This is a genomic window from Amycolatopsis sp. NPDC023774 (assembly GCF_040639695.1).
GTDB lineage: Bacteria > Actinomycetota > Actinomycetes > Mycobacteriales > Pseudonocardiaceae > Amycolatopsis.
On the sequence record NZ_JBFAAJ010000046.1, the window covers coordinates 15,756 to 39,705 of the forward strand.

General features: G+C 67.7%; 18 protein-coding genes and 5 pseudogenes. 17 read left to right on the plus strand and 6 right to left on the minus strand.

The annotated features are described in order from the left end of the window. Positions 1-384 precede the first annotated feature (384 nt). Complete coding sequence (locus AB0F91_RS43285) at positions 385-537, plus strand: hypothetical protein (RefSeq protein ID WP_360607697.1); 153 nt, start codon at positions 385-387, stop codon at positions 535-537. Between the two features lie 500 nt (positions 538-1,037). On the opposite strand, the gene AB0F91_RS43290 is transcribed toward AB0F91_RS43285, so the two are convergent. Both AB0F91_RS43290 and AB0F91_RS43295 read right to left on the minus strand, forming a co-directional pair. Next, on the minus strand, positions 1,038-1,841 hold the full coding sequence (locus AB0F91_RS43290; protein ID WP_360607699.1) for a hypothetical protein: 804 nt from the start codon (positions 1,839-1,841) through the stop codon (positions 1,038-1,040). Then, a complete protein-coding gene (locus AB0F91_RS43295; protein WP_360607701.1) occupies positions 1,838-1,984 on the minus strand; it encodes a hypothetical protein in 147 nt (48 codons plus the stop codon). Before AB0F91_RS43295 ends, AB0F91_RS43290 begins: the two co-directional genes overlap by 4 nt. A 636-nt stretch (positions 1,985-2,620) precedes the next feature. Here AB0F91_RS43295 and AB0F91_RS43300 point away from each other — a divergent pair. The 7 genes and pseudogenes from AB0F91_RS43300 to AB0F91_RS43330 all read left to right on the plus strand — a co-directional run. After that, a pseudogene (locus AB0F91_RS43300) lies at positions 2,621-3,007 on the plus strand (hypothetical protein); the annotation flags it as partial. A 79-nt stretch (positions 3,008-3,086) separates the two neighbouring features. Next, entirely contained in the window at positions 3,087-3,569 is a 483-nt protein-coding gene (locus AB0F91_RS43305) for a hypothetical protein (RefSeq protein WP_360607731.1), read from the plus strand. Between the two features lie 742 nt (positions 3,570-4,311). Beyond that, positions 4,312-5,136 carry an alpha/beta hydrolase gene (locus tag AB0F91_RS43310; protein ID WP_360607703.1) on the plus strand — a complete coding sequence of 275 codons (825 nt, stop codon included), beginning with the start codon at positions 4,312-4,314 and terminating at the stop codon, positions 5,134-5,136. A 15-nt stretch (positions 5,137-5,151) separates the two neighbouring features. Then, positions 5,152-6,390 carry a cytochrome P450 gene (locus AB0F91_RS43315; protein ID WP_360607705.1) on the plus strand — a complete coding sequence of 413 codons (1,239 nt, stop codon included), beginning with the start codon at positions 5,152-5,154 and terminating at the stop codon, positions 6,388-6,390. 21 nt (positions 6,391-6,411) lie between these two features. After that, a complete protein-coding gene (locus tag AB0F91_RS43320) occupies positions 6,412-7,611 on the plus strand; it encodes a ferritin-like domain-containing protein (protein ID WP_360607707.1) in 1,200 nt (399 codons plus the stop codon). Between the two features lie 14 nt (positions 7,612-7,625). After that, positions 7,626-7,871, plus strand: coding sequence for an acyl carrier protein (locus AB0F91_RS43325; protein ID WP_360607709.1), 246 nt, complete (start codon positions 7,626-7,628; stop codon positions 7,869-7,871). Then, positions 7,868-9,505: an AMP-binding protein gene (locus tag AB0F91_RS43330; RefSeq protein WP_360607711.1), complete on the plus strand. Its 1,638-nt coding sequence runs from the start codon at positions 7,868-7,870 to the stop codon at positions 9,503-9,505. The genes AB0F91_RS43325 and AB0F91_RS43330 overlap by 4 nt, the downstream gene beginning before the upstream one ends. Here AB0F91_RS43330 and AB0F91_RS43335 read toward each other — a convergent pair. Then, a complete protein-coding gene (locus AB0F91_RS43335; protein ID WP_360607713.1) occupies positions 9,463-9,903 on the minus strand; it encodes a PaaI family thioesterase in 441 nt (146 codons plus the stop codon). The genes AB0F91_RS43330 and AB0F91_RS43335 overlap by 43 nt on opposite strands. A 577-nt stretch (positions 9,904-10,480) precedes the next feature. On the opposite strand from AB0F91_RS43335, the gene AB0F91_RS43340 reads away from it, so the two are divergent. Then, positions 10,481-11,587 (plus strand): methyltransferase domain-containing protein, encoded by a 1,107-nt coding sequence (locus AB0F91_RS43340; protein WP_360607715.1) that lies wholly within the window; start codon positions 10,481-10,483, stop codon positions 11,585-11,587. Positions 11,588-12,217: 630 nt separating this feature from the next. Here AB0F91_RS43340 and AB0F91_RS43345 read toward each other — a convergent pair. Further along, positions 12,218-12,810 (minus strand): annotated as a pseudogene (locus tag AB0F91_RS43345) (IS5 family transposase); the annotation flags it as partial. Between the two features lie 722 nt (positions 12,811-13,532). Between AB0F91_RS43345 and AB0F91_RS43350 the strand changes: the two are divergent. Beyond that, entirely contained in the window at positions 13,533-14,930 is a 1,398-nt protein-coding gene (locus AB0F91_RS43350) for a M1 family metallopeptidase (protein ID WP_360607717.1), read from the plus strand. Positions 14,931-15,028: 98 nt separating this feature from the next. Continuing rightward, positions 15,029-15,484, plus strand: a pseudogene (locus AB0F91_RS43355) (transposase family protein); the annotation flags it as partial. Positions 15,485-15,498: 14 nt separating this feature from the next. Here AB0F91_RS43355 and AB0F91_RS43360 read toward each other — a convergent pair. Further along, on the minus strand, positions 15,499-16,029 hold the full coding sequence (locus AB0F91_RS43360) for a hypothetical protein (RefSeq protein WP_360607719.1): 531 nt from the start codon (positions 16,027-16,029) through the stop codon (positions 15,499-15,501). Positions 16,030-16,327: 298 nt separating this feature from the next. On the opposite strand from AB0F91_RS43360, the gene AB0F91_RS43365 reads away from it, so the two are divergent. The 6 genes and pseudogenes from AB0F91_RS43365 to AB0F91_RS43390 all read left to right on the plus strand — a co-directional run bounded on the left by AB0F91_RS43365 (position 16,328) and on the right by AB0F91_RS43390 (position 22,563). Further along, positions 16,328-16,750 (plus strand): nucleoside 2-deoxyribosyltransferase domain-containing protein, encoded by a 423-nt coding sequence (locus tag AB0F91_RS43365; protein ID WP_360607721.1) that lies wholly within the window; start codon positions 16,328-16,330, stop codon positions 16,748-16,750. 736 nt (positions 16,751-17,486) lie between these two features. Further along, positions 17,487-18,656, plus strand: coding sequence for an acyl-CoA dehydrogenase family protein (locus tag AB0F91_RS43370; protein WP_360607723.1), 1,170 nt, complete (start codon positions 17,487-17,489; stop codon positions 18,654-18,656). A 461-nt stretch (positions 18,657-19,117) separates the two neighbouring features. Beyond that, positions 19,118-20,095 (plus strand): annotated as a pseudogene (locus AB0F91_RS43375) (IS3 family transposase); the annotation flags it as partial. 299 nt (positions 20,096-20,394) lie between these two features. Then, on the plus strand, positions 20,395-20,580 hold the full coding sequence (locus AB0F91_RS43380; protein ID WP_360607725.1) for a hypothetical protein: 186 nt from the start codon (positions 20,395-20,397) through the stop codon (positions 20,578-20,580). A 447-nt stretch (positions 20,581-21,027) separates the two neighbouring features. Beyond that, positions 21,028-21,165: a YdcF family protein gene (locus AB0F91_RS43385; protein WP_360607727.1), complete on the plus strand. Its 138-nt coding sequence runs from the start codon at positions 21,028-21,030 to the stop codon at positions 21,163-21,165. Between the two features lie 405 nt (positions 21,166-21,570). Next, entirely contained in the window at positions 21,571-22,563 is a 993-nt protein-coding gene (locus AB0F91_RS43390) for an alpha/beta hydrolase (RefSeq protein WP_360607729.1), read from the plus strand. Between the two features lie 218 nt (positions 22,564-22,781). On the opposite strand, the pseudogene AB0F91_RS43395 reads toward AB0F91_RS43390, so the two are convergent. After that, a pseudogene (locus tag AB0F91_RS43395) lies at positions 22,782-23,072 on the minus strand (MFS transporter); the annotation flags it as partial. Positions 23,073-23,950: the final 878 nt, after the last annotated feature.

The following is a 23,950-nucleotide window of genomic DNA, read 5'->3' on the forward strand; positions in this document are numbered from 1 at the left end:
GCCCTGCGTGTCCTGTCGTTCGGTTCACCGAGCGCGTCATCGCAGCCTCCGTATCACATTGCGCCCTGTCGAACGTCCAGGTATGCCACGCCCCGGCGCGTCCGATCTGGCTCGGCTACCCCTCGGCGGTCCGGCTAACCCACCGATCAATCACAGCGCGGCGATCCATCCGTGACCGCGCTGTCCGCCGGATCGATCCACACCCGCCGGCGCCGATCGTGAAGTCGGCAACCTGGTGAATCGCCAGTCCAATTAGGTGTCCACCTGGGGAATTCGCCGCGAATAGGTCCAGACCAGGCAGAGGATTGTCCGGTTCGACCTCCGACCGGAACCCCATAAGGGTGATGCGGCGGAGAAACTGGAGGGGTAACACATGAGATTAAGATGGGCGCGGTTCTCGCCGCGGCAGCGTCGTTGACGTTCGGGTTGAGTGACATCGCGAGCGCCGCGCCCGCGGCGGCCGATCAGGTCGCCCCGGCGTCGGTGCCGGCTGCGACCGCCCTGGCTGCCTGCACGGGCCCCGTCTCACTGGACTGAGGAGCGGCGGCCTGCTTCAACCCGACCGGAGAGCACCTGCTCAACTGCGACCTCCTCCCCGACGGCCACGATCCGGAGGCCTACTACTTCCGGTCAACCTCCCCAACACCCTCCGGGCGACAAGACGGGCGCAAGCCGGTCGTCGTCGCCTGCCTGGCGGTGATGGAGGCCGCGACCTTCCTGATCGGGTGCCTGCCGAGCGCCGGCTCCGTCGGTTCACTGGCTCCGCCGCTGCTGGTCGTCCTGCGCTTCGTCCAAGGTCCCGCGACCGTTTTGGGCGTCGTCCAAGCTCTCGCCACCGTTTTGGAGACCCATGCTGTATACACTCGGCTTCTTCGGACTCCGTGCTCTCTCCGATCGGCTTCAGCGCCTGGCCGATGAGGACGTAACCCTCAGCGCGCACGGCAGCGAGTCGAGGGCGGCGGGCAGGCTGCTGCGGCGCAGGTGCGGTCGGGCGCGCCCACCCAGCAGCGCTACCTGACCGGCGACCTCGAGCTCGGCTAGACCCACCGGGTGCTCACGGCCTGCACGTCGACCGGGTCGAGCCCGGGCACGAGCAGGACCATCCGGTTTCCCTCGCCCGCCAGGAACCCGCCGCGCCGGCGGGCGCCGAGCCGCGCGTACCGGTCGGACAGCCCGCGGGCCGGCCTCAGCCGCAGGTGACTGCCGTCGGTGTACGTGGCATGGGTGACGCCGGGTTCACCGAAGTCGAGCGTGGCCGCGCGCCAGCCCGACTTGAGCACCGCCCGGCGGCGGCGCCACCAGATCACGGCGAACCAGGCGGCGACCGACCCGCCACCGAGTCCGCCGAACATCAGGCCGTAGGCGATCGCGCCTCCGAGCGGGTCCAGGACGGAGTCGTCGGCCCGGCGCGCGGCAGCGGGCTCGGTCTGGTCGTAGGTCACCTCGATCCGGTCGCCGATGCCGAGGTGTTCCGTCCTGCGGTAAGGAAAGTCGACTACGTGCGGACCGTCCGAGCCCGGGTAGGCCACCTCGAAGTGCCGGTCGGCGAGCCACACCACCACGCCGTACACCGTGAAGTCGTTCGTGTGCGCCCGGGCTGCCGCGTCTTCTTCGATCCCGAGCAGAACGATTCCGGCGGCCAGCACGCCGGCAGCCGCGACCACACCGGCCACGGCCCAGCCCGCACGACGGGCCAGCCAGGACAGCACGCGGAAACGGCCGTCAGGGCGGGCGTCATCGCCGGGCGGAAGCCAAGGCTCCCCGTCTTCGGGCGCGCTGCGGTCCGCCGGGAACACCAGCTCGCGCCGCAAGCGTTTGCCGACCGGTCGCCGCCGCGTCACCGACTGGTCCACTTCGAACCGCGCGGGACGCGCACCCCGGCTGCGTACGCGGTCGGGCTGCGGCCCTCACCCGCCACCCACGTGGCGCCGGAGTCGCGGTTGATCTTCTGCTCCTCGTACACGCCCCCCGCGAGGTAAGCCACGGTGACGGCCGGGCGTCCCGCGCCGCGGCATGTGCACGGCGAAGATCTCGCCGGACGCGGTGAAACCGTTCTCCACCAACGCGTCCGACACGTCGCACAGCCGCGAGATCCCGACCGGCGCCCCCGGCACGACCAGGAACCACAACGCCCCGGCGATCGCGACCCGCCAGAACCGCAGGGACAGCGCCCTGTCCCCCATCGCGGACTCCGTCGGCCCGCGGCGCACCCGCTCCTCCCGGGCCGGCTCGCGCGCCCGCAGGCGGTTGCGCGCCCGCCGGCCCGCTTTGTGGCGGGTAGGAGCGGTTCACCATCGTCGGCGGCCCGCTCGGTCCTGTCGCCTTCTTCGTTCGCCATCCCCAGCTCCATTTCCTGAGCGTACGGCGCAGAAATGCGGCTCCACCAGCGAAAATTCTGCGATGGAGAACACCGGAGCCAGAGGCAACCGAACGACGTTCCCCCGCGTTTGCTCAGTCCGCTGCACGCCTCGCCGCGACCCAGGCGGAACAGGATCGGCCACGACGGCGTTTCTTTGCCGTCATCGATATGCGGACCGTTCCGGGCACCGTTCGTGTGCTGCGTACGTCAATGGCCAATCAGGCGGCTCTAAGGCTGTGCCGCAGGTCAGCGAGGCTCACGATGGACCTGTGCCTGCGCCGGCACTGCCCCCTCAGGCTCGCTGTCGCCGGGCCGGCCGCGGTGCTGCCCACCGGCGACTACGAGTACTCCCCCAAGCTCGACGGCTGGCGCCTGGTCCTGCACGTGCCTGCCGGGGTGCTCCAGTCCCGCATCGGCAGCGACCTGGCCGACCGGTTCCCCGGGATCACCGAGTCCACTGCCGCGCTCGGCCGGGTGGTGCACGACGGCGAGCTGTGCGCCTACCGGGCGGGCCGACTGGACTTCGCGGCGCTCCGCGACGGCGAGGCCCGCCGCCGCGCCGAGGGCATCAGCGTCGTGTTCATCGCGTTCGACCTGCTCGGCTCCAGAGGCCGTGACCTGCGGGTGTGGCCTCTGTCCCGGCGCAGGGAACACCTCGCCGCGGTGATCGGCGCGGGCAACGCCGACGTGCAGCTGATGCGCTCCACGCTCGACGTCGAGCAGGCACATGGGTGGATCAGCACCCGAGCAGGCCGCCGTCGGCGTCGAGGGAGCCCTCGCGAAACCGCTGGGCAGCCGGTATCCGCTGCGCGGCGGCCGCGCGGGCTGGGTGAAGGTCCGCCACGTCGACGACGTCGACGCCCTGGTCCTCGGCGTGACCGGCTCCCCCACCCAGCCGACGGCGCTGGTCCTCGGCCAGACCGACCGGCGCGGACAGGTACGGGCGGTCGCGCTCTCCACGACGCTGACCCGACCGGCGCTGGCGTCGCTCGCGGGCAGGCTCCGCCTCGCACCCGGCGACCCCGTCCGGGCCTCGGGGGTCGTGGCCGGCCTATTCGGCCGCGAGGACTTCACCTACCGGCCGGTCGAACCCAGGCGGTGGTGGTGCGCCACTATTCCACGCCGTAGAGCTGGTAAGCCGAGGCCGTCGCACGTCCGGCACTGTCGAATGTGGACACTGTCGTGCTCGGAACGGGGTTGTCCGCGATGACCAACAGGGTATTCGTCGGCCCGGAATCGCCATCCCAGTTGGCGTCGTGCGTCTTCACGCCCGGCCCTGCGAGTCGCAGAAGGAGTCCGTGACGACACGGCCCCCTTTTGCGCGTAGGAGGTCAGGGACTGTGTTTGCACGGTGTGGCCGAGCCCGTCGATCAGCGCGTAGGTGGTCGCGTACTTGCTGCTGGACAGCAGCGTGTTCGTCGCGACAACGCCGGGGCTGGTGCTGCTGACCGTGTAGGTGCAGGTGGTTTTGGCCGGGGCGTTGGTGCTCTTGCTGTGGCCCGGTGGCCAGAGCCCGGTCAGCCGGCCGAGGGCGTCGTGGGTCGCGTCGGTGCGCAGCCCGCTGAGTGAGGCGTTCATTGACGGGAAGTCCTGCCTGCGCGATTGTCAGCGGATCCTACGCGGACCGCATAGCACCGATTCGCGATCGATTCCACCGCCATGGGGCGATTTGCCGTGAAGGACCGTGTAAGACGGCAGGTTCGTGTGTCGATCCATGAACCTGTGGTGCAAAATCGCGCAACGGGCCCGGCCGCCAGTGGCGGCCCGGCGATCTTCCCCGTAACCATGGATGTTGGGTCTTGGCTTCAAGTTCTCGGCTGGCACCGATGTGCTGTCAGGTCGTGAAAGCAGCCGCATGGGATACCGGCACCGTGGCCGCGGCTTTGCCTTGCGGTTCGTGTTCCGATTGAGTCGAGGTGTCGTGCCCGCTCCGGGGATGAGGGGATGAGACGATGCGCAAAAGTGCAATACGGGCAGCGAACGGAATTCGTTATACCTATACCCGGATCGGCGGCAACGACACACCACCGCTGCTTTTTCTGTCGCACTTCCGGGCCAGTATCGACATGTGGGATCCCGGTTTCGTGGAACGTGTCGCGGCGGCGCGAGAGGTGATTCTCGTCGACAACGCCGGTGTCGGCCGGTCCGAGGGACGAACACCTACCACGATCCCGGACATGGCCGAGCACGTCCTCGCCTTCATCGACGCACTCGGCCTGGACGTCGTCGACCTGCTCGGCTTCAGTCTGGGTGGATACGTCGCCCAGGAGCTGGCGCTCGCCCGCCCGGTGCTGGTACGGCGCTTGGTACTCGCCGGTACCGCCCCCCGCGGCACCGGCGGCGACCTGGCGCTGAGCGGCCGCACGCACGTCGCCGCCACCAAGGAAGCCTTGGGGCCCAAGGACCTGCTGTACCTGCTCTTTCCGCAGACCGAGACCGGCCGGACGCACGGAATCGAATTCATTCGGCGGCTAGGCCGTCCCCGCCCCGACCCCGACTTCGCCGTCACACCTGAGTCCTGGCGAGCGCAGCTGGACTCAGCGACGGCCTGGGGAAGGCCCGATCCGGCCGGAGTGCACCGACTGGCCCTGCTGCGCCAGCCCACCCTCGTCGCCCACGGGGAACACGACGTCATGGTCTCCGTGGACAAGGCGCGCCTCCTCGCGGCTCACCTGCCCAACGCGGTGTTGAAGATCTTCCCGGACGCCGGTCACGGCTTCCTGTTCCAGCACCACACCGAGTTCGCCGACGACATCACGAACTTCCTCGGCGAGTAGACGGGAGCACTGACAGTGACCAACGAGACGACAACCGGATGCCCGTTCGTGTTGGACGTGACCGGCGCCGACCAGCACGCCGAGAACGCCCGGCTCCGAGCCGCGGGCCGCGCGGTCCTGGTCGAACTCCCCGGCGGCGTGTGCGCCTGGGCGGTCCCGCACCACAACGACCTCCGCCAGCTCCTGGCAGATCCACGGGCGGCGAAAGGCATCGAGCACTGGACGGCACACATCCGCGGCGAGATACCGGACGGCTGGCCGCTGATGGGTTTTGTCAGCACCGACAGCGTCATCAACGCCCACGGTGCCCGCCACCGCCGCCTGCGGTCGCTCGTCGACCAGGCGCTCACCCCGGCCCGGGTGGCCGCGATGCGCCCCGGTGTCGAGGCCGTGGTCGACTCCTTGCTAAACCGGCTGGCCACCACTCCACCGGACCGCCCGGTCGACATCCGGTCGGCCTTCGCCTACCCGATCCCCACCACCGTGATTTCGGACCTGCTCGGCATTCCGCACCGCAAGCGCCGCCTACTGCACGTGCTGACCGGCGTCCAGACCCGCACGACCAACACTGCCGAGCAGGTGCTCGAGATCGACCAGCAGATCAACGAACTGCTGCACGAGATCATCGAGGCCAAACGAGCCGCGCCCACCGACGACCTGATCAGCTCCCTGATCGCCGCGACCACCACGGACGCCGACAAGCTCACCGAGAGCGAACTCGTCGGCATGGTGCTGCTCATGTTCTTCGCCGGCCACCAGAGCATCATCAACGTGATCGTGAACGCCTGTCACGCACTGCTGACCCATCCACGCCAACTCGCTCTAGTGCGCTCGGGCGAGGCAGAGTGGGACGCGGTCGTCGAGGAGACGATGCGGTGGAACGGCGCGGTGAACCAGTTCCCCATGCGCTATCCACTGGAAGACATCGAAATGGACGACGTTGTCATGCGCCGGGGCGACGCGATCCTCGCGTCGTTCGGCTCTGCCGGGCGGGACCCGGCCCACCACGGACCCGACGCGGACGAGTTCGACGTCCGGCGCGCGCAGGCCGGCCACCTCGGCTTCGGCCACGGTCCGCACTTCTGCGTAGGGATCCATCTCGCCCGGCTGCAGCTGGAGACCGCCCTGTCGCGCTTCTTCGCGCGGTTCCCCGAGGTGCGGATCACAGAGCAGGACGTGGCCCCGGTCCCGTCGTTCGTGAGCAACAGCCTTGAGCGCCTGCCCGTGCTGCTGGGCCCGGCATCGCGCCACTGACCGCAACGGAGAAAGAGGAACATGACTGCCACCCGGATCGCCCTGCTGGGCCTTCCCCTCGACGTCGCCACGACCACCGAACTTTCCCTGTCGAGGTTCGGCCGGATCGCCGTGGACCGGCCGGGTCGCGAAGACTGGCAACGATATCTGCACGAGCTCGATCCCGAGACCACCCTCGCCGCGGTCTGGGTCGCGGCCGGCGCCGAGCCGATCGCGGCGGTGCGGGCGTTGCGCGCGGACAGCCGGTTCGACCGGACCCGCGTGCACCTCGTTGACGCGAACGCCGGCGGTCCGGTACCGGGCTGGGTCGAGGCGCTGGACGTCGAGGACGTGGTGAAGCCCGCTGTGATGGCCGCGGAGAACCTGGCCGAGTCGGTGGAACTCACCCTGCGTGCACACCGCGCGTTGATGCTGGACGATCTGTACACCGACTTCTACCTGGACATGACGTTCAACAAGATCTTCGACTGGTTCGAGACCACCCGGTGGGACTGGAGCGAGGTGGCGCTGGACACCATCGATCGCGGCATGCTTGATGAGCGGGACGTCGACTTCCTTACCGAGGCCGCCGTGATCGAGTTCGGCACACTGCCCGGCGCGCACAACTTCCTGCGGGAGTGGGAGGGCGAGGCCAGCTTCTCGTCCTGGGCACTGCAGTGGGGCGCGGAGGAATCGAGGCATTCCCTCGTGCAGGCCCGGTATCTGGACCGCATCGGCGTCAAGATCCGTTCGAAGCATGCCCTTTACAAGCGCGAACCTTACCCCCAGGGCGACAACCGCGCGGCCACGCTGATGATGAACGTGATCTCCGAGGCCCGAGCCTCCGCCCTGTACAAGGCACTCGCGACCGAGGTGTCCGAGCCGGTCATCCGCAAGATCTGGAAGCTGCTCGGCAGGGACGAGGCACGCCACTGCCGCGCGTTCTCTGTCTTCATGCGGGAACTGTGCGACGCCAACCCGGCGAATCAGGCCGCCGTGCTGCGGATGGCCTACATCTGGCTGGCCGACCGCCGCGACGGCATCAAACACCCCGCCGGGATCTTCTACCCGCATTCCACCTCCAGCGACGGCATCCGCCGCATCGAAACCGTGCAGCAAGGCTCAGTGGACTCCGCCGACGCGAAGGTCATGTCGATCCTGCGGATTCTGACCGACGACGAGTCGATCGAGAAACCGCGAGACATCAAAGCCAAGCTGCGCAGCATGAGCCGCACCAAATGAAAGGGACACCTCGAATGAACACGGTCAGCACCATCCGGCACTTCGTCGCCGAGCGCCTGCAGGTGCCCGACGAGCAGATCAGCGTCGAGGAAGACCTGCGCAAGCTGGGGCTCGACTCGATCCACGCGTTGCAGATCGTGCTCGACGTCGAGCAGCGCTACGACATCGAGATTGACGACCATATCGTTTTCGAAGCTCAGAACGTTCGGGACTTCGCCGTCCAGGTCGACGAGCTGATCGCGGCTCAGGTTGCATCGTGAACCTGGTCGACGGTCTCCGCGAGGTGGCCGCCAGACGATCAGGACACGGCGTGCACATTCTCCGCCGGGGCGAGGAGACGGCCGCTCTCACCTACGAAGAGCTCCACGACGAGGCCGGGAGGACGGCCGCCGGCCTGGTGTCGCGGGGAGTGGCACCGGACGACCGCGTCGCGCTGGTCCTGCCCACTTCGCTGGACTTCGCCCGCGCGCTCTTCGGGGTGCTGGCCGCCGGAGCAGTCGCCGTCCCGCTGCCGGAGCCCCCGGCGTTCGGCTCGTCCCGCAGTTACCTGAACCGCACAGCTCTCGCGCTGCGCCGCTCGCAGGTGCGCACGGTCCTCGCCCGCGGCTCCGCCGTCGCCGTGCTGTCCGACCTGCTGGCGGACGAACCGGTGACGGTGCTCGACGCTGCCGGTGTCACAGCGGGTCATGCGGTCCACATGCCTCGGGACGGCGGGGACGCCGCCCTGGTCCAGTACACCTCGGGCACGAGCGCCGACCCACGCGGTGTCGTGCTCAGCCACGACAATCTCGCCGCGGGCGCCGCGAACATCGCCGACGGAACGCGGCTGACCAGCGACGACATCGGCTGCACCTGGCTGCCCCTGTTCCACGACATGGGACTAATCGGCTCGTTCCTTACGCCTCTGCTGCACGACGCGGACATCTACCTGCAACGCCCGCAGGACTTCCTGTGGGACCCGCTGGGCTGGATCCGCAGCATCGGCCGGCTGGGCGCCACCTTCACCATGGCGCCGAACTCCGGCTACCAGTACGTGCTGCGCCGCGGTGGCGACGCGGGCTCCCTCGACCTGTCCCGATGGCGGATCGCGGTGAACGGCGCCGAGCCGGTCGACCGCGCCCTCCAGGACGAGTTCACCGCCCGGTTCGGGTTGCGCCCCGGTGTCTTCATGCCGGCGTACGGCCTGGCCGAGGCTACGCTCGCCGTAACGCTCGCCTCGCTGGGACGGCCCACCACGACGCTCAGAGCGAGCCGCGCGGCACTCGGCCGCGGGGTCCTGGAGACTCCGGTGTCCGCGAACGAGCCGTATCGCGAACTCGTATCGGTGGGAACATCTGTGTCCCGCACCGAGATCCGGCTGACCGACGCGGCTGGCCGCACACTGCCGGAGCGATGTGTCGGCCGCATCGAGGTCCGCGGCCCCTCGGTTACCGCCACCGGCTACGACCACGATCAGGCCGCGACCCGCCGAACCCTGCTGAACGACGGCTGGATCGCCACCGGCGACCTCGGTCTCCGGCACAACGGCGAGCTGTACGTCGTCGGCCGGGCGAAGGAGACGATCATCGTCTTCGGAGCCAACCACTGGGCCAGCGACATCGAGGACGTGGTCCGCCGTGCCACCGATCCGGCCAAGGTGCACGGCATCCTGGCGCATCAGTTCGACGGCGACGAAGGGAGCGGGCTGGGCCTGGTCATCGAGTCGACGGAACGCGATCCCGCTGCCCGCGAAGTCATGTCACGCGGCATCAGCCGGGCACTCACCGACCAGTTGGGCATCACGCCCCGGCGCCTCACCTACCTCGGCCGGGGCGATATCCCCCGCACCTCGAGCGGCAAGATCATTCGTCGTCACGCGGAAGAGACCGCGCAGGTAGTGGTGGCGTGGGCGTAGAGCTTGCCATCGGTGCCCTCCACCCGGCCCTCCGCGGTGGCCATCGTTCGCCCGAGGTGGATGGCCGTGCCCGTGGCGCGCAGCAGCCCGGTGCGGGCGGTCACTGGCCGGACGAAGTTCACGTTCACCTGTGTGGTGGGGGCCAGCATACCGGCCGGCAGGCGGCCGATGACCGCGCACGCCATGGCGGAATCGAGCAGCGTAGCGAGAAAACCGCCGTGCACCGCGTTCATCGGGTTGTACAGGTGCTCGCCCGCCATCCCCTCGAAAACCGCGACGCCAGACGTGACCTCCACCAGCGCGAACCCGAGGGTGCGGCAGATGGGCGGCTGCGGGCTCCGCCCCTCCACGATGGCACGTAGGAAATCCAGTCCGCTCAGAGGTTCCGAAACGATCATGCGCCCAAGTCTGGTGCCGCCACCACCGCCGCGAAATCCCGTTGAGGACCCATCTCGGTGCACTTTCGGGCAACGTTCCGAGGACTCGACCGCGTGGCCATTCCTGTGTTGTGGTCATACCTGGCAGACCACCAAAACCTGGAAAGCCAGCACCGATCCGGAGTTTCTGCCGAAGGTGCGCCGGGTGCTCGACCTCTACGACCAGCGGGCCCTCCGATGGCCGAGTGATCTGCGTGGACGAGTTCGGGCCGCTGAACCTGCTGCCCCGCAAGGGCAAGGCGTGGCGTCCGCAGTTCACACTGCCCTGCCTCATTCCGCCGAAATTCCCGGTCCGGTGACGAGTGCCCGTTCATGGTTCCGGCGCTCCCATATCGTGCCGGAGGTTGAAATGCGAAATTTGTCCATCCGGGGTACGGGAGCTGGGTGAGTAGCGTGACGCAGGTCGCGTTGCTCTCGTTGAACCGATAAGGACGATCCATCCGTGTTATCGGTCAGGGTGCAAAATTTTCGCCTCGACAACCCGGGGCGAGTGTAACCGGGTGCCCGGAGCTGTCCGGGTCCCATGTGGAGGGGACGAATGACAGAGGCGATCAAGACCACAGCTGTCGATCAAGCTCGGCTGGAAGAGTTCTTCGGCAGGGCAGTGACGGACGCCGGCGCGGCAGTGACCGTGCCCCTGGCGGTGGTCGGTGCCCGGCTTGGACTGTTCGCGGCGATGTCGGTGGAGGAGGATCTCACGGCCGAGCAGCTGGCAAACCGGGCCGGTCTCGCCGAGCGGTATGTCCGAGAGTGGCTCCTGGCGATGGCCCTCTCCGGCTACGTCACCTATGCGGGCGGCGGTTCCGGCGGCGCGGAACCGAAGCGCACCGCCCGCTATCGGCTGTCCCCCGAACAGGCCACGGCGTTCACCGATCCGGAGAGCCCCGGTTACGTCGTCGGGCTGTTCCAGAGCGCCGCCGCGGCGACCCGCATGGTCGACCGGCTGACCGAGGTGTTTTCCACCGGCTCCGGCATTGACTGGCACGAGCACCACGACGATATGTTCGAGGCCACTGAAAAGCTGTTCCGGCCGGTGTACCTGGCCAACCTGACCAGCTCATGGATTCCGTCACTGACGGGGGTCGAGGAACGGCTCCTACGCGGTGCCCGGGTCGCCGATGTCGGCTGCGGATTCGGCTCATCCACGATCATCATGGCGGAGGCGTACCCGAACTCGACCTTCGTCGGGGTCGACTACCACGCACCCTCGATCGCGACAGCCCGCGAGCGGGCCGAGGCCGCTTCAGTGGGTGAAAGGATCACGTTCCGCACCGCGGGTGCCGCCGACCTGGACGGCAGCTACGACTTCATTTCCTTTTTCGACTGCCTGCACGACATGCCCGACCCGAGTGCGGCGTTGCGAGCCGCACGTCGCGCCCTTGCGCCCGAGGGAAGGGTCATGCTGGTCGAGCCGATGAGCTGGGACACGGTCGAGGAGACACTCCGCAACCCGATGGCTCGGTCGTCGGCCGGCGCCTCCTTGCTCGTATGTCTGCCCAGCGGTCTTTCCCGATCGCCCGGGTTGGGTTTGGGCAACCAGGCCGGGGTGGCGCCGGTCCTTCGCCTGGCTGAGGAAGCCGGGTTCACCGGGGCCCGGCTCGCGACCTCCAGTGAGGCCAACATCATCTATGAGTTGGCGCCGTGAGCCGGTAGGCGGCGACCGGTGCGGTTGCCTCATCGCCGATCCCCTCGCGCGTTCGCCACGTCTCCTGGCGCGGCTTCCGGATCGTGGGGCCACACGCCTCCCCGAGGCTTTGCCGCCGTCACGGCTGACCGCGGTGCAGACCGCCGGCTTCACCCCGCTCTTGCTTGGAGACTGCGACGCGGGTGTGCCGACGCCAGGAACGACCACGAGGTCGCCGAGATGCAGGCGATGGCCGACTGGTTCGGCTGCCCTACCACGCGTTCTCGAACATGAGCCCGACCATCTACGGCGGATCGGAGAGCCTGCCCGCGCAGTCGCAGGAGTTCCAGCACAAACGCAAGCCGTTCGGCGGCTGCATCGCCATCGCCGGTGGTTCGTAAACGACCTCGGGAGCGCGCACCGTGGAGCCGCCTGGCAACGTGGCCCCGGGCTTCATCAACCCCCAACTCGGAAATCATCCCTTCGATCAGGCCAAGAGCCATACCCGGACGGCCCTCGTTCAGCTCGTCGACGACCTATCGCGCGGTATTGGCCAGCAGGCCGGTCCAGAATCGTCTCGATGCGCATCGGGCCGCCGGTACCGCGCAGATCCTGCTCTCGTCCCCCGGCGGTTTCGCTGCGCCGGATTCGGCGTTGGCGCAGCCAGTCGCGCAGGGCGGAAAGGTCGTAGGCCTTGTCCGCGTGCAATTGGCCGGTTTCCGGCGACGGGGTCCCCGGCGGGAGCGCGTTGAGCAGGGGCTTGAGCGCGTGGCTGTCGTGGGTGTTGGCCGCGGAGATTCCGACGGTCAGGGGCAGGCCGTTCCGGCCGGACAGGGCGTGGATCTTCGAGCCGGGTTTGCCGCGGTCGACCCGGTTCGCGCCGGTCGGTTCGCCCCTTTTGTGGCCCTGACGGACGCTCCGTCGAGGACCGCACTGGACCAGTCGATCATGCTTTTGCTTTCCAGCTCGTCCAGGACTGCTCGGTGCACCTCGCGCTAAAGTCCGGCGGTCATCCACTCGGTGAACCGGCGATGCGCCGCCGGTACCGTGACCCCGAAGCTGGGCGGCAGGTGCCGCCAGGCGCACCCGCTGGTCAGCACGAACACGATCGCGGTGAACACTGCCCGGTCGTCCACACGCGACATTCCACCGCCCTGTGGGCGCGTCTTTCCCGCCGGGATCAGCGGACCGACCAGCGCCCACAACTCGTCCGGCACCAGCCGCCGTGACAACTCGTCCATCACAATTCACGATCTTGCCCGGGCTTCAGTCAAAATCCAAGTGAGACACGTTCTTGGTCGTTCCCGTAGTCGGGTTCGTCAGGGAGATCGTCGTCAACGTCACCGTCGACTTCAAATTCAGTGCTTAGTTCCGCCTGATCGATAAGGTCGGAGTTGTTTAAGTTTGAAGTTGGAGGATGGCTTTGGTACGGACCAACATCAGATCTTCCCGGCTCGTGGCCGACTTGAGATGGATCTCAATGACGAACGTGTATCGCCAGGTCCCGAACTTGACTTTGTCGCGGACGAACCGGGGCCCGCTCTTCGGCTGCGCTGGTCCTCGAGCCCATCGGTGTCGAGCGCTTCCTCCGGTCCGACTGGCCTTCGCCGACCCAGTGGACGCCGTCCTTGCCAAGGACGATGAAGTCTGGCTAGTACTTTTTGCCGCTGTTGCGTTCGATCCACACACTGCTGCTGGGGTTTCGCGGCGGTGGCCCCTCACCAACGGTGGTCGGACAGGCCCCCTGCTCTTCCGTCGGATGTTGCGCGCAACCTCCGACGGAAGGTCCTCAAGCGATTGCCTCGGAAACCTCAGCAGCACGACCGGCCCGGGAACCGCCCGAACCGAACGTTCGAAGCCGCCGCAACAGACTTGATCCGCGTGTCCGATCGGTCCTACTCTTCAGCGTCGACGACTGCCGAGGAGGACCAAACCAATGCGAGGCGCCAACCGTAGACGTGGCCACTTGTTGATCATCTCCGGCGCACTGGCCGCCGGTCTGCTGGCCGCGACGAGCCCGGCAGCGGATGCGGCGCCGGCACGAGAACCGCTGTACTCCCCTGGTGCTCCAGGCGCCGGGGACCCGTATTTCCCCGACATGGGCAACGGCGGCTACGACGTCAGTCACTACGACATCCGGCTGGCGTTCAACCCCGAAACCAAAGCAATCAACGCGACCACGACGATCCTCGCCACGGCCACACAGGATCTCTCCCGCTTCGACCTGGACTTCCGGGGACCGCTGAAGATCAGCAGGCTCTCGGTGGACGGCCGAAACACCACCTACAGCCGCAGCGGTGCCCAGGAGTTGGCGATCACCCCGCCGCACGGTCTACGGAAGGGTAGCTCGTTCGTCGTCTCGGTGAGCTACGCCGGCGTCCCGCAGAAGATCGACGACCCCGCGCTGGGCGTCTCCGGCTGGGTCGCCACCAAGGACGGCGCGGTCGCGCTCAACCAGCCGATCGGTGCGGCGACCTACTACCCGGTGAACGACACCACCGACGACAAAGCGACCTACACCCAGACCATCACCGTCCCGACCGGACTCACGGTGCTGGCCAACGGCGAACCCGGGCCCACCACCACGCAAGATCACCAGACCACCTTCCGCTGGACCATGAACAGGCCGATGGCCAGCGAGCTGAGCATGCTCGCGATCGGCAACTACGACGTCACCCGCGGCGTGGCGGCCGGCGGCGTGGCGAACATCACCGCGATCGGCAAGTCGATCGACACCAAGCCCGGTCAGGGCAAGGTGTTCAACCAGACCACGGCCCAGGTCATCCAATGGGAATCCTCGATGTACGGTCGGTACCCGTTCGACTCGACCGGCGGCATCCTCGCCGACGTCGGCGTCGACTACGCCCTCGAGACGCAGAGCCGGCCGGTCTACGATCAGAGCACCAGCGATGTCGACGGCGACCTGCTCGCCCACGAACTCGGCCACCAGTGGTTCGGCGACAGCCTCACTCCCGTGCGCTGGTCGGACATCTGGCTCAACGAAGGCTTCGCAACCTACTCCGAGTGGCTCTACCAGGAGAAATTCAACAACGTCCCCGTGCAGCAGACCTTCGCTAAGGCCTACGCCGATGAGAAGGACTGGAGCGGCGAAGTCGCCGACCCCGGACGTGATCACATTTTCGACGACCTGGTCTACAACCGCGGCGCGATGACACTGCAGGCGCTGCGCATGAAGATCGGCGACCGCGCCTTCTTCGAAATGCTCACGCAGTGGCCGACCGCTCACCGATACGGCAACGTCTCGACGCGGCAATTCATCCAGGTCGTCGAGCGACTGACCCACCGCAACCTGGACTCGTTCTTCCACGCCTGGCTCTACCAAGCGGGCAAGCCGGCACTCTGACCGCGTCTTGGACTGCATCGACCGTGTCACGCTCTCCAAAGGGATGTCTCGTACCCGGGGTGGGGCTGGCTGGGTCGGTAGTTGATCCTGTCGGTGTGGTGCAGGTGATCACAACGTCGCGGACGAAGTGGATTGCTCCGTTCGCGGGGCTGGAACCGGGTCAGTTCCGCAAGCCGATACGGCTGGTCGCCAAGTGGGGCGGAAACGAGATCGCGGACGGACGGCCGCGCCGGCAGTGGGCATTGCCCCTGGCAGAGCGGGTTCTGCTGGTCGCGACCTATTGGCGGACGAACCTGACCATGCGCCAGATCGGCCCGCTGTTCGGGGCATCGCATTCCGCCGCGCACCGGGGAAGCGACACGATCGGCCCGCTGCTGGTGCTGGCCCCGGTCCGCACACGCCGGATCGATGCGGTCGCGATCGTCGACGGCACTCTGGCCCCGACCCGGGACCACCGGCTGACCACCCCGTCGAAGAACTACCGCTACCCCACCACCGTGCAGGTCGCCATCGACGCCGAGACCAGATTGGTGATCCAGGTCTGCGGCCAGCCTCCGAGACCTCGCCCTCAACCTTGCCGATCGACAGGCCGGTGAGCTTGTCCGCCAGCGTGGCGGAGGTCGTCCTCATCGCCAAGCTCCAGAACAGAACATGCGCGTCGGAGGAGAGGATGTTCCACGACTGCCTCAGGCCGGCCTGGCGAAACTCGTCGCCGGGGAAGATCACCGGCGCGCCCGCCTCTATGAAGGTCGCGACGTTCAGCCCGGCTTGGGAGGTGCGCAGCGCGCACGGCATCTTCGCGGGATCCGGCCCATGCGATCTGATTGCGCATTTGGTTCACTTGCTCGGGAGTCAGCAATTGCAGCTCCGTTGCCTGGCGGAGGACGAGCTGGTGGAATTTGCGCAGCTGAACGTAGGTGTCGGTGATCGCGATGTAGCCGCGATCGCGGCGGGCCACGGAGTCGTCGGACGCAAGGATCCTGACGGCTTGGGCCGCGCCGACGACAGCGGCGCGCACCGCGCTGTACTGGATCATGTTGTAGTAGTTCCCGCGGTCCGGCCCGTCCCAGACGAGACGCAGGTGCTCACCTGCGGACATTCGGCTGACGCGCACAGTTTCGCTGATCAGCCGGTAAGGAAGGGCTGCATCGTCCCCGATGAGGTCACTGCCCGGCTCGAGCTGCTCCAGTTCCTTCGCGCGCTGCTGCCAAGCCCAAGATCCGGGAGAGCGTCCCGGAACACCTCGAGCTCGTCATCCACGAGCCCCGTTGTACAGCTTCGGCGGGAAACCGGGACGGATTTCGGAGACCGCCGTACGCCACTCGGCGCATGCCGCGCCGCGGCGGTACTTCGAAGCGCCGACCTACTACCGCCCTCAGGCGTCCGACCCGGCGTCGGTGTTCCTGGCCGGCGGCATCACCGCAATCGACGAGCCTTGGCACCAGCACGCGGTACAGACCCTTCTCACCGCCCCGATCCCGCTCGTGGTGTTCAACCCCAACCGCATCGAGTTCCCCATCGACGACCCCGACGCCGCGTTTTCCCAGGTCAGCTGGGAACAACACCATCTCCGAGCCGCTGATCTGACGCTGTTCTGGTTCCCGCGCTCGGACGCCGCGCGCACCACGCAGCCGATCGCGATGTTCGAACTCGGCCAAGCGATGGCTGAGGGCCGTCGGATCGTGGTCGGTACGGACCCTTGCTATCCCCGGGAGCCTGACGTGCATTTGCTCTGCCAGCTCAACCGTCCGGGAATGCCGGTGTGGTCCACACTGGACGACGTGCTCACCGCGGCGATCAACTCGTTCGATACAAGTTGAAGAGCCCCGGCGACGGTGGTAGGCGCCACCGCCGCCGATTGTGCGAATTGCCGGTCGGCGCCGGCCATGCTGTCGAATTCGGCTGGTGAGCGCGCGCTGCGCCCGTGCGAGGGTCGAGCTCGGTTTCATCGGGGTAGGTCAGTCAACCGGACGCCGGGTTCGGGAGTGACAGGGGCATGACAACCAGGGCGCTACGCGGGACGGACGACTGATGGGACACCCAGCCAGACGCCGTCCAGCGCCTACGCGAACCCGGCGCGAAGCTGCCGTTGCCGCCGCCACCCGCTTGGCCGCGGGCCTGTGCGATCGTGGTCGACCTCGCGCTCTAGCTGACGAGCACGATCGTCGTCGCGACAGGAATCGACTTGCCGGTCCCGGTCATCCTGATCGGGGCGTAAATCGTGGTGTCGTTCGTCTCCCAAGTCCTGCTCGAGTGGTGGGGGCGCGATGACCGGCCAAGCGATCTTCGGCCTGAGCTGCGTGGTGACGGCCATGGGGGCGCGCGCCGGTTTATCAACGAGGGACGATCATGTACCTCGCGTGCCCGATCAGACATCGAGAGAAGTGGTGCTGAACTGAACCGAAGCAAACAACGTGTGAAGTACGTCGACTGGGACCACCGTGACTCCGCACGTGGCGCGAAGCAGGCGGTTCCGACAGGTCTGCGGTGAACATGGTCTCCTTTGCGCTGCGTGAGTGAGGTCGGAGGCTCTCCGATCTCGGTTAGGGATGTGTCTTGACGAACGTAGGACTCACCAACCGTGCCCGCCTGCTCCGGCCGCTGTTGGCTGCGGGCAGCGATCAAGGGGCGGAGGAGCGCCGTCTGCCGGAAAAGAGTGTCCGGGCGCTGGCCGAAGCAGGGCTGTTCAAGGTCATGGTCCCCGGCCGTTACGGCGGGCACGAGGCGAGCATCAAGACGTTGCTCGAGGTCAGCTCGTTGGTGGCCGAGGGGGACGGTGCCGCGGGCTGGGTGGTTTCGCTGACGGGCGTTTCCGCCTGGATGACCAGTCTGTTTCCCAGGCAGGCGCAGGACGAGGTGTTCGGCGGCGAAACCGAAGCGGTGGTGTGCGGCTCGGGGTCACCGTTCGGGTCGGTGACATCGACCGAGGGCGGGTGGCGGTTGTCCGGGCGCTGGTCCTACATCTCCGCATCCAACCATGCCAACTGGGCGGTGCTGGGGTTCCTGACGCCCGGCGAAGACGGTCAACCGGGCGAATACGGGATGGCGCTCGTTCCGATGTCCGAGCTCACGCTGACCGACACCTGGTTCACCAGCGGCATGCGCGCCACCGGAAGCAACACGCTGACCGCCGAAAACGTGTTCGTCCCGCGGCACCGGGTGCTGCCGGGCGCCGCGATCGCCACCAGCGACTACCCGACGGAATTCAAGGACGAGACCGCCTACCGCGCCGCCTACTTCCCGGTCGCGACGCTCGCACTGGTGGGCCCGCTTCTCGGTATCGGACGAGCGGCGCTCGAGCACGTGCGAACGGCCGCGGCGACGAAGGGAATCGTGGCGACCAAGTTCGCCCGGCAAGCTGATTCGGCCGGTTTCCAACTGCAGCTGGCCGAAGCCGCTCTCCGGATCGACGGCGCCCACCTGCACGCTTTCCGGGCCGCCGACGATATCGAGACCCACGCGGCCCGGGGGGTTCACCCGCAGGTCCAGGTCCGCACCCGAATCCGCGCCGAGACGGCATGGACCGCACAGGAGTTGGTCAGCGCGGTCACCACCCTGGTGACCGCGCACGGGTCCGGGGCCTTTGCACTGGCCAGCCCCCTGCACCGGATGTTCGAGGATCTCAACGTCGGCGCGCGCCACGCCCTGCTCAACCCGGCCGTCAGTCTCGAGCTCCACGGCAAAATGCTGCTGGGTCTTGAAAACGACGTCACCGTCGCGATCTGAGGCGAGCCGGCGTCAACGGAGACCGGCTGCACCGCGTCCGGCTATCGCCTCGACGTTCTTGCTCGCACTCGGCCTCGTCCGACGGGCTGTACTGGAAGTCTTGCACTGAGACGGGCCACAGTGTGACCAGGCTGGAGGCGTGCTCGCCTTGGCCGCACCCTTGCGCCCCCGGCAGCCGGACACGCGCTCGTGGGTGGTCCGGCCGTCTCGAAGCCGGAAATTGCCTAAGAGCTGCTAACAGAATGGATCTTGGAATAGTTTGACCGTCGGTGCTGTTGGTGGGGCCGTGAGGAAGGGGCAGCAGCCACCGTGGATCGTGGCGGATGGTCTGTGGGCACGGATCGAGCCGTTGCTGCCTGTGGTGCCACGTCGTGCGGATCATTCCGGCCGTAAGGGGTCTGCTTAGGGTTTGGTTGGCACCTCGCGTGTGAGGTTTCGGCCTCGCCTGGAAAAATGTCATCGTGCCCAAGCCCTACCCCCGTGAGTTCCGTGACGACGTCGTGGCCGTGGCCCGTCGCGGCGAGGCCCCGTTGAAACAGGTCGCCAAGGATTTCGAGATCTCCGAGTCCTGCCTGGCCAACTGGCTGCGCGCCGCTGACGTCGAGGACGGCACCCGGCCCGGAGTAACCCGGGACGAGTCCGCGGAACTGCGGGAACTGCGCAAGCGCAACCGGCTGCTGGAGCAGCAGAACGAGGTCCTGCGCAAAGCGGCGGCCTATCTGGCGCAGGGCAACCTGCTGGGAAAATAGCCTTCCCGCTCGTCCGTGAACTGGCCGCGGCCGGCGCCCCGATCAGGGTGCCGGTCGCGGTGACGTGCAGGGTGGCTGGGGATCTCCCGGCAGGCCTACTACCAACGGTGCGCAGCTCCGGTCTCACAGCGCGACTGGGACGACGCGCATCTGATCAACGCTGCGCTGGAGATCCACGCGCGACTTCACCGCCGACGCACCGAACATCAAGTGGCTCACCGATATCACCGAACATCCCACAGGTGAAGGAAGCTGTACCTGTGTGCGGTCAAGGACTGCTATTCCAACAAGATCGTCGGGTATTCGATCGCCTCGCACATGCGGGCCGCACTCGCCGTCAGCGCGTTGCGTAACGCGATCGCGCTGCGCGACCCGCGCAGTGTCGTCGTCCACTCCGACCGCGGCGCCCAGTTCCGATCGGCGGCCTACCGGCGCCTGCTCTGCGCGCTCACGGGCTGACCGGGTCGATGGGCCGGGTCGGCGCGTGTGGTGACAACGCCGCCATGGACATTCTTTTCCTTGCTGCAAAAGAACGTTCTCGACACGCGTCGCTGGCGCGCCCGGGACGAACTGCGGCTGGCGATCGTGTCCTGGATCGAGACGAAGTACCACCGCAAACGCCGGCAACGAGGGCTGGGCAAGCTCACCCCAGTCGAGTTTGAGACCATCTACACCGCCGCAACAGCGGCCGGAAAACAGTCAGCCCAGGTGTCAACCGAAGTCTGGGCAGACCCCCGACGAGCGCTGCGTCCCCGGTGACGGCCTCCCACAGCGTGTACGAGGAGGGCTGAGCCACAAAAGATCTTGTAACGCGCACCGTCAGAGGTGGACACTGGAGCAAGCGGTCCTACCCCACCGACCGCGCACAAGACCCGCCAGCAGGACGTCTCCCCCTCGACTTGCCGGCGGGCTGTGTTTTCATCGCACGCTACTGGGAGGCCTTAGTGAAGGCCCGTAATGCCAGGCCTGAGCCCGGCGACGCTGAGGGCATGTCTGACCAGGTGCAGCGGAAACCCGGTGAATCGAACGCCCAATGGCTGAATCGGCTTGAAGCCCTCCTGGCCGTCCACCTCGACCAGGTAACTGGCATGAGCTCAAGCGCTGACGACGAAGAAGAGAGAATCCGGGCCACCATTGCCGCCCTGAAACGCGATGAGGCACCGACGAACCCCTGACGGCATATGCGCGGGTCTGCTGAGCTGGTCTTTTCCGGGCCGGAGGCGCCGCGAGGGGCGGCGGCTGGGCAACCTGCTGTCGCTGCTCGCCGGCGTGGCGATTTTCGCGTTCGCACCCCTGCTGCTGATGCTGGGCAAAGGTGCGCTGCCGCGGGTGCTGGAAGTCGTCATCATCAGCGTGGCCTTCGCCGTCGGGTACCTCGGCCTGGCGTTCGCGACGTTCGTGCTGTGCTCGGTGGGCTACGGGCTGCTGCGCCCGCCGCACGGCGCGGACTTCCTGGTGGTGCACGGCTCGCGGCTCATCCGCGGCGCCGTGCCACCGCTGCTCGCCAGCCGTCTCGACCGGGCGCGGGCGCTGTACGCCGCGAGCGCCGCGCGCGGGAGGGCACCCGCGGACATCGCCTCCGGCGGCCAGGTCGCCGACGAGCCCCGGCCGGAAGCCGTCGGATGGCCGACTACCTCGTCGACCATGGCCTGCCGCGCGACGAGATCGTGCTGGAAGACCGCTCCACCACCACGCGCGAAAACCTCGGGTACAGCCGGGAAATCATGAGACCCGCAAACCGGACTACCGGTGTCTCCTGATCACCAACAACTTCCACTCCTTCCGCACGGCGATGCTCGCCCGCCGCCTGAAGGTCAACGGCCAGGTCGTCGGCCCCGCACCGCCTAGTACTACGTGCCGAGCGCCGCGATCCGCGAGTTCGCCGGCATCCTGCGCGACTACCGCGTCCCTGAACACCGCCCTCCTCGCGCTCGTCGCAGCGGCCTACCCGGTGTCGCTGCTGTTCTGAGTCCGCCAGAGGACGGACGGGCCTGCATGCGCAGGCGAAAGCCCCGCTGATGACGTTCGGGCACGTTCCGGTGGCCTCCGGCGGGCAATCGCCGTGATTAACTTCACCTCTTGACGGGCGATTCGCCCCGAAGAGCCACAGTCGAGTCAGTTCGTCGCACACCGTCCACACCGGACTCGTGGCTGGAGCAGACCCGATGTCGTCCCGACGTGTCTTCCTCGCGGTGGCCGTTCTCGTGCTGTCGCTGTTCGCCGTGTCCCCGGCCGTGGCGGCGACCGGATGCCACGACGTCGAAGTGCCGGGCGGTCTGCCCGGCGGCGTCGTGCACGGCACGCTGTGCGCGCCCGAGGGCGCCGAGACCGTTCTGGTGCTCACGCCCGGCGCCACGTACAACTCCACGTATTGGGACTTCCCATACCAGCCCGACACGTACTCCTTCACCCGCGCCATGAACCGCGCCGGTTACGCGACGATGAACATCGACCTCCTGGGCACCGGCCGTAGCAGCAAGAATCCGCCGCTGCTGCTCACATCGGCCGTCCAGGCCGCGGCGGTGCACGACGTGATCCGGCACGTGCGCGGCGAGTTCGGCCGGGTCGTGCTCGCCGGCCACTCGCTCGGTTCGGCGATCGACGTGCTGGAAGCCGCGACCTACCACGACGTCGACGCCCTGCTCGTGACCGGCGAGGAGCACCGCGTGAACCTCGCCGACACGGCGACGCTCTTCGGCACCGACCTCGTGCCCGCGCCCCTCGACCCCGGGTTCACGCGGACCGGCTACGGACTCACCGAGCTGACCACCGCCACCGGCCGCCGCTACGAAGCCTTCCACGCGCCCGGCGAAGCCGACCCCGCCGTGGTCGCGATGGACGAACAGACCAAGGACGCGTTCGCACTGGCCGAAGCACCCGATGCCATCGGCATCGCGATCCTCACCACCTACTCGGGCCGCATCACCGTGCCGGTCCTCATCGCCATGGGCGAGCGTGACAAGTACTTCTGCGGATACCTCGCCGCCACCTGCAGCGAACCCGGCATCCTGGCCGAGGAAGGCCCGTACTACCGCGGCGCGAAGTCGCTCGACGCGTACGTGCTGCCGACCTCCGGCCACGACCTGAACCTGAACCCCCGCACGGCGCAGCTGCACGCCGCCGTGACGAGCTGGCTCGGGCGCGTGCTGCCGGGCTGAGCCACAGGGCTGGCGGGTCGAGCCACAGCGGTGCCGGGTCGAGTCACAGGAGCGCGAACCGGTCCCAGCAACCGTTCCGCCTGCGCGATTTCCGCGCTGAGCGGATGGTCCTCGGCGAGGTGGGGCAGCGCGCCGTCGGCGAGGCGGAACGCTTCGCCGACGCGGTCTGTCCGGCAAAGCGAGCCCGGACAGCCGCAGCGCGCGCAGCACGCCGAGCAGGGCAGCAGGCCGACGGCGAGCGTCGCCAGTCCCACGGCCAGCAGGGTCACGACGAGCGCGTTCTTGCGGCCGAGGCGGTCGCCGACGTGGCCGAAGATCGCGCCGCCGAGCGGGCAGGCGATGAACCCGGCGGCGAACGTGGCGAACGACAGCAGGGACCCCGTGAGCGAGCTTGGCGACGGGAAGAACAAGTGCGGGAAGATCAGGGCCGCCGCGGTGCCGTAAAGGAAGAAGTCGTACCACTCCACGACCGTGCCGAACGAAGCGGAGATGGTCGCCCGCCGGGTCAGGTGGGAACTGCTCTCGTCACGCACGCCCCGAAAGGTTCACCGTGGCGATCACAGCCAGGAGGACCGTTACCGACTGGCCGACCACCCAGGTCAGTGGCAAGGTCCAACCGACCCCTACGACGGGTTCGCGATCACCGACCTCACGGTGCAATCACCCGGGGCAAACCGACAACGACGACGCATGATCAAGCAGCTCGACCAGCCGCGCACGCCACGATGCCGACGGCAGTGCCGCAGACCAGAGCGAGCAGCAAGACCACAGCAGTGCGCATGCTCAGACTGGGGCGTCTTCGTCAACGTGGTGAAGGTGGCTGGCCGGTTTGCGACAGGCGTGGGCTTCGCCCCAGGTGAGCGGTGCCAGACGGTCGGGCTGCGCCGTCTCCCGGATCACCTCGCGCAGTTTGTCGAGAACTCCACGGGTCCGGTGAGGACACTTGCGCTTGTCGACACCAAGGCCCATTTCAGTGCGCGGCCAATCGACGAGTCCCCGCGCAGTGTGTGCGCGAGCAGCACCGTCATTCGTCGTCCTCGTCGCCTGGACTGGAGTCGCCGACTCGTTCGACACTGAGCCGGATCGCGTCGTAGGTGCGGTCGTGCGGGTGGGCTTGATCGGCCGATGCCGTCAGGCGGTAGAGGCCTGAGCCCGAAGGAAGGGTGTAGGGGCCGTGTGCTCCGCGGGTGATTTCGCTGATGACGAATGTCGGCGGAGGGCACGTCGATGGTGACGGTGCCCAGCAGCTCTTGGTCGGCAGGAGCCGTGGTGGCGAGGTGGAGGGTGAGGGTTGTCGTTGCTTCGTGAAAACTGACCCCCAGGAGTCTTCCGAAAGTTGACCCCTCTGAGGTAGGAGGGTGCTGAACGTGGAGGACTGGGCGGAGAT

What these genes read in the sequence shown, in the direction of transcription:
- AB0F91_RS43285 (WP_360607697.1), top strand. Translation starts at nt 385, where the DNA reads ATGGGCGCGGTTCTCGCCGCGGCAGCGTCGTTGACGTTCGGGTTGAGT.
- AB0F91_RS43305 (WP_360607731.1), top strand. Translation starts at nt 3,087, where the DNA reads ATGGGTGGATCAGCACCCGAGCAGGCCGCCGTCGGCGTCGAGGGAGCC.
- AB0F91_RS43310 (WP_360607703.1), top strand. Translation starts at nt 4,312, where the DNA reads ATGCGCAAAAGTGCAATACGGGCAGCGAACGGAATTCGTTATACCTAT.
- AB0F91_RS43320 (WP_360607707.1), top strand. Translation starts at nt 6,412, where the DNA reads ATGACTGCCACCCGGATCGCCCTGCTGGGCCTTCCCCTCGACGTCGCC.
- AB0F91_RS43325 (WP_360607709.1), top strand. Translation starts at nt 7,626, where the DNA reads ATGAACACGGTCAGCACCATCCGGCACTTCGTCGCCGAGCGCCTGCAG.
- AB0F91_RS43335 (WP_360607713.1), bottom strand. Translation starts at nt 9,903, where the DNA reads ATGATCGTTTCGGAACCTCTGAGCGGACTGGATTTCCTACGTGCCATC.
- AB0F91_RS43340 (WP_360607715.1), top strand. Translation starts at nt 10,481, where the DNA reads ATGACAGAGGCGATCAAGACCACAGCTGTCGATCAAGCTCGGCTGGAA.
- AB0F91_RS43360 (WP_360607719.1), bottom strand. Translation starts at nt 16,029, where the DNA reads ATGTCCGCAGGTGAGCACCTGCGTCTCGTCTGGGACGGGCCGGACCGC.
- AB0F91_RS43380 (WP_360607725.1), top strand. Translation starts at nt 20,395, where the DNA reads ATGTCTGACCAGGTGCAGCGGAAACCCGGTGAATCGAACGCCCAATGG.
- AB0F91_RS43385 (WP_360607727.1), top strand. Translation starts at nt 21,028, where the DNA reads ATGGCCGACTACCTCGTCGACCATGGCCTGCCGCGCGACGAGATCGTG.
- AB0F91_RS43390 (WP_360607729.1), top strand. Translation starts at nt 21,571, where the DNA reads ATGTCGTCCCGACGTGTCTTCCTCGCGGTGGCCGTTCTCGTGCTGTCG.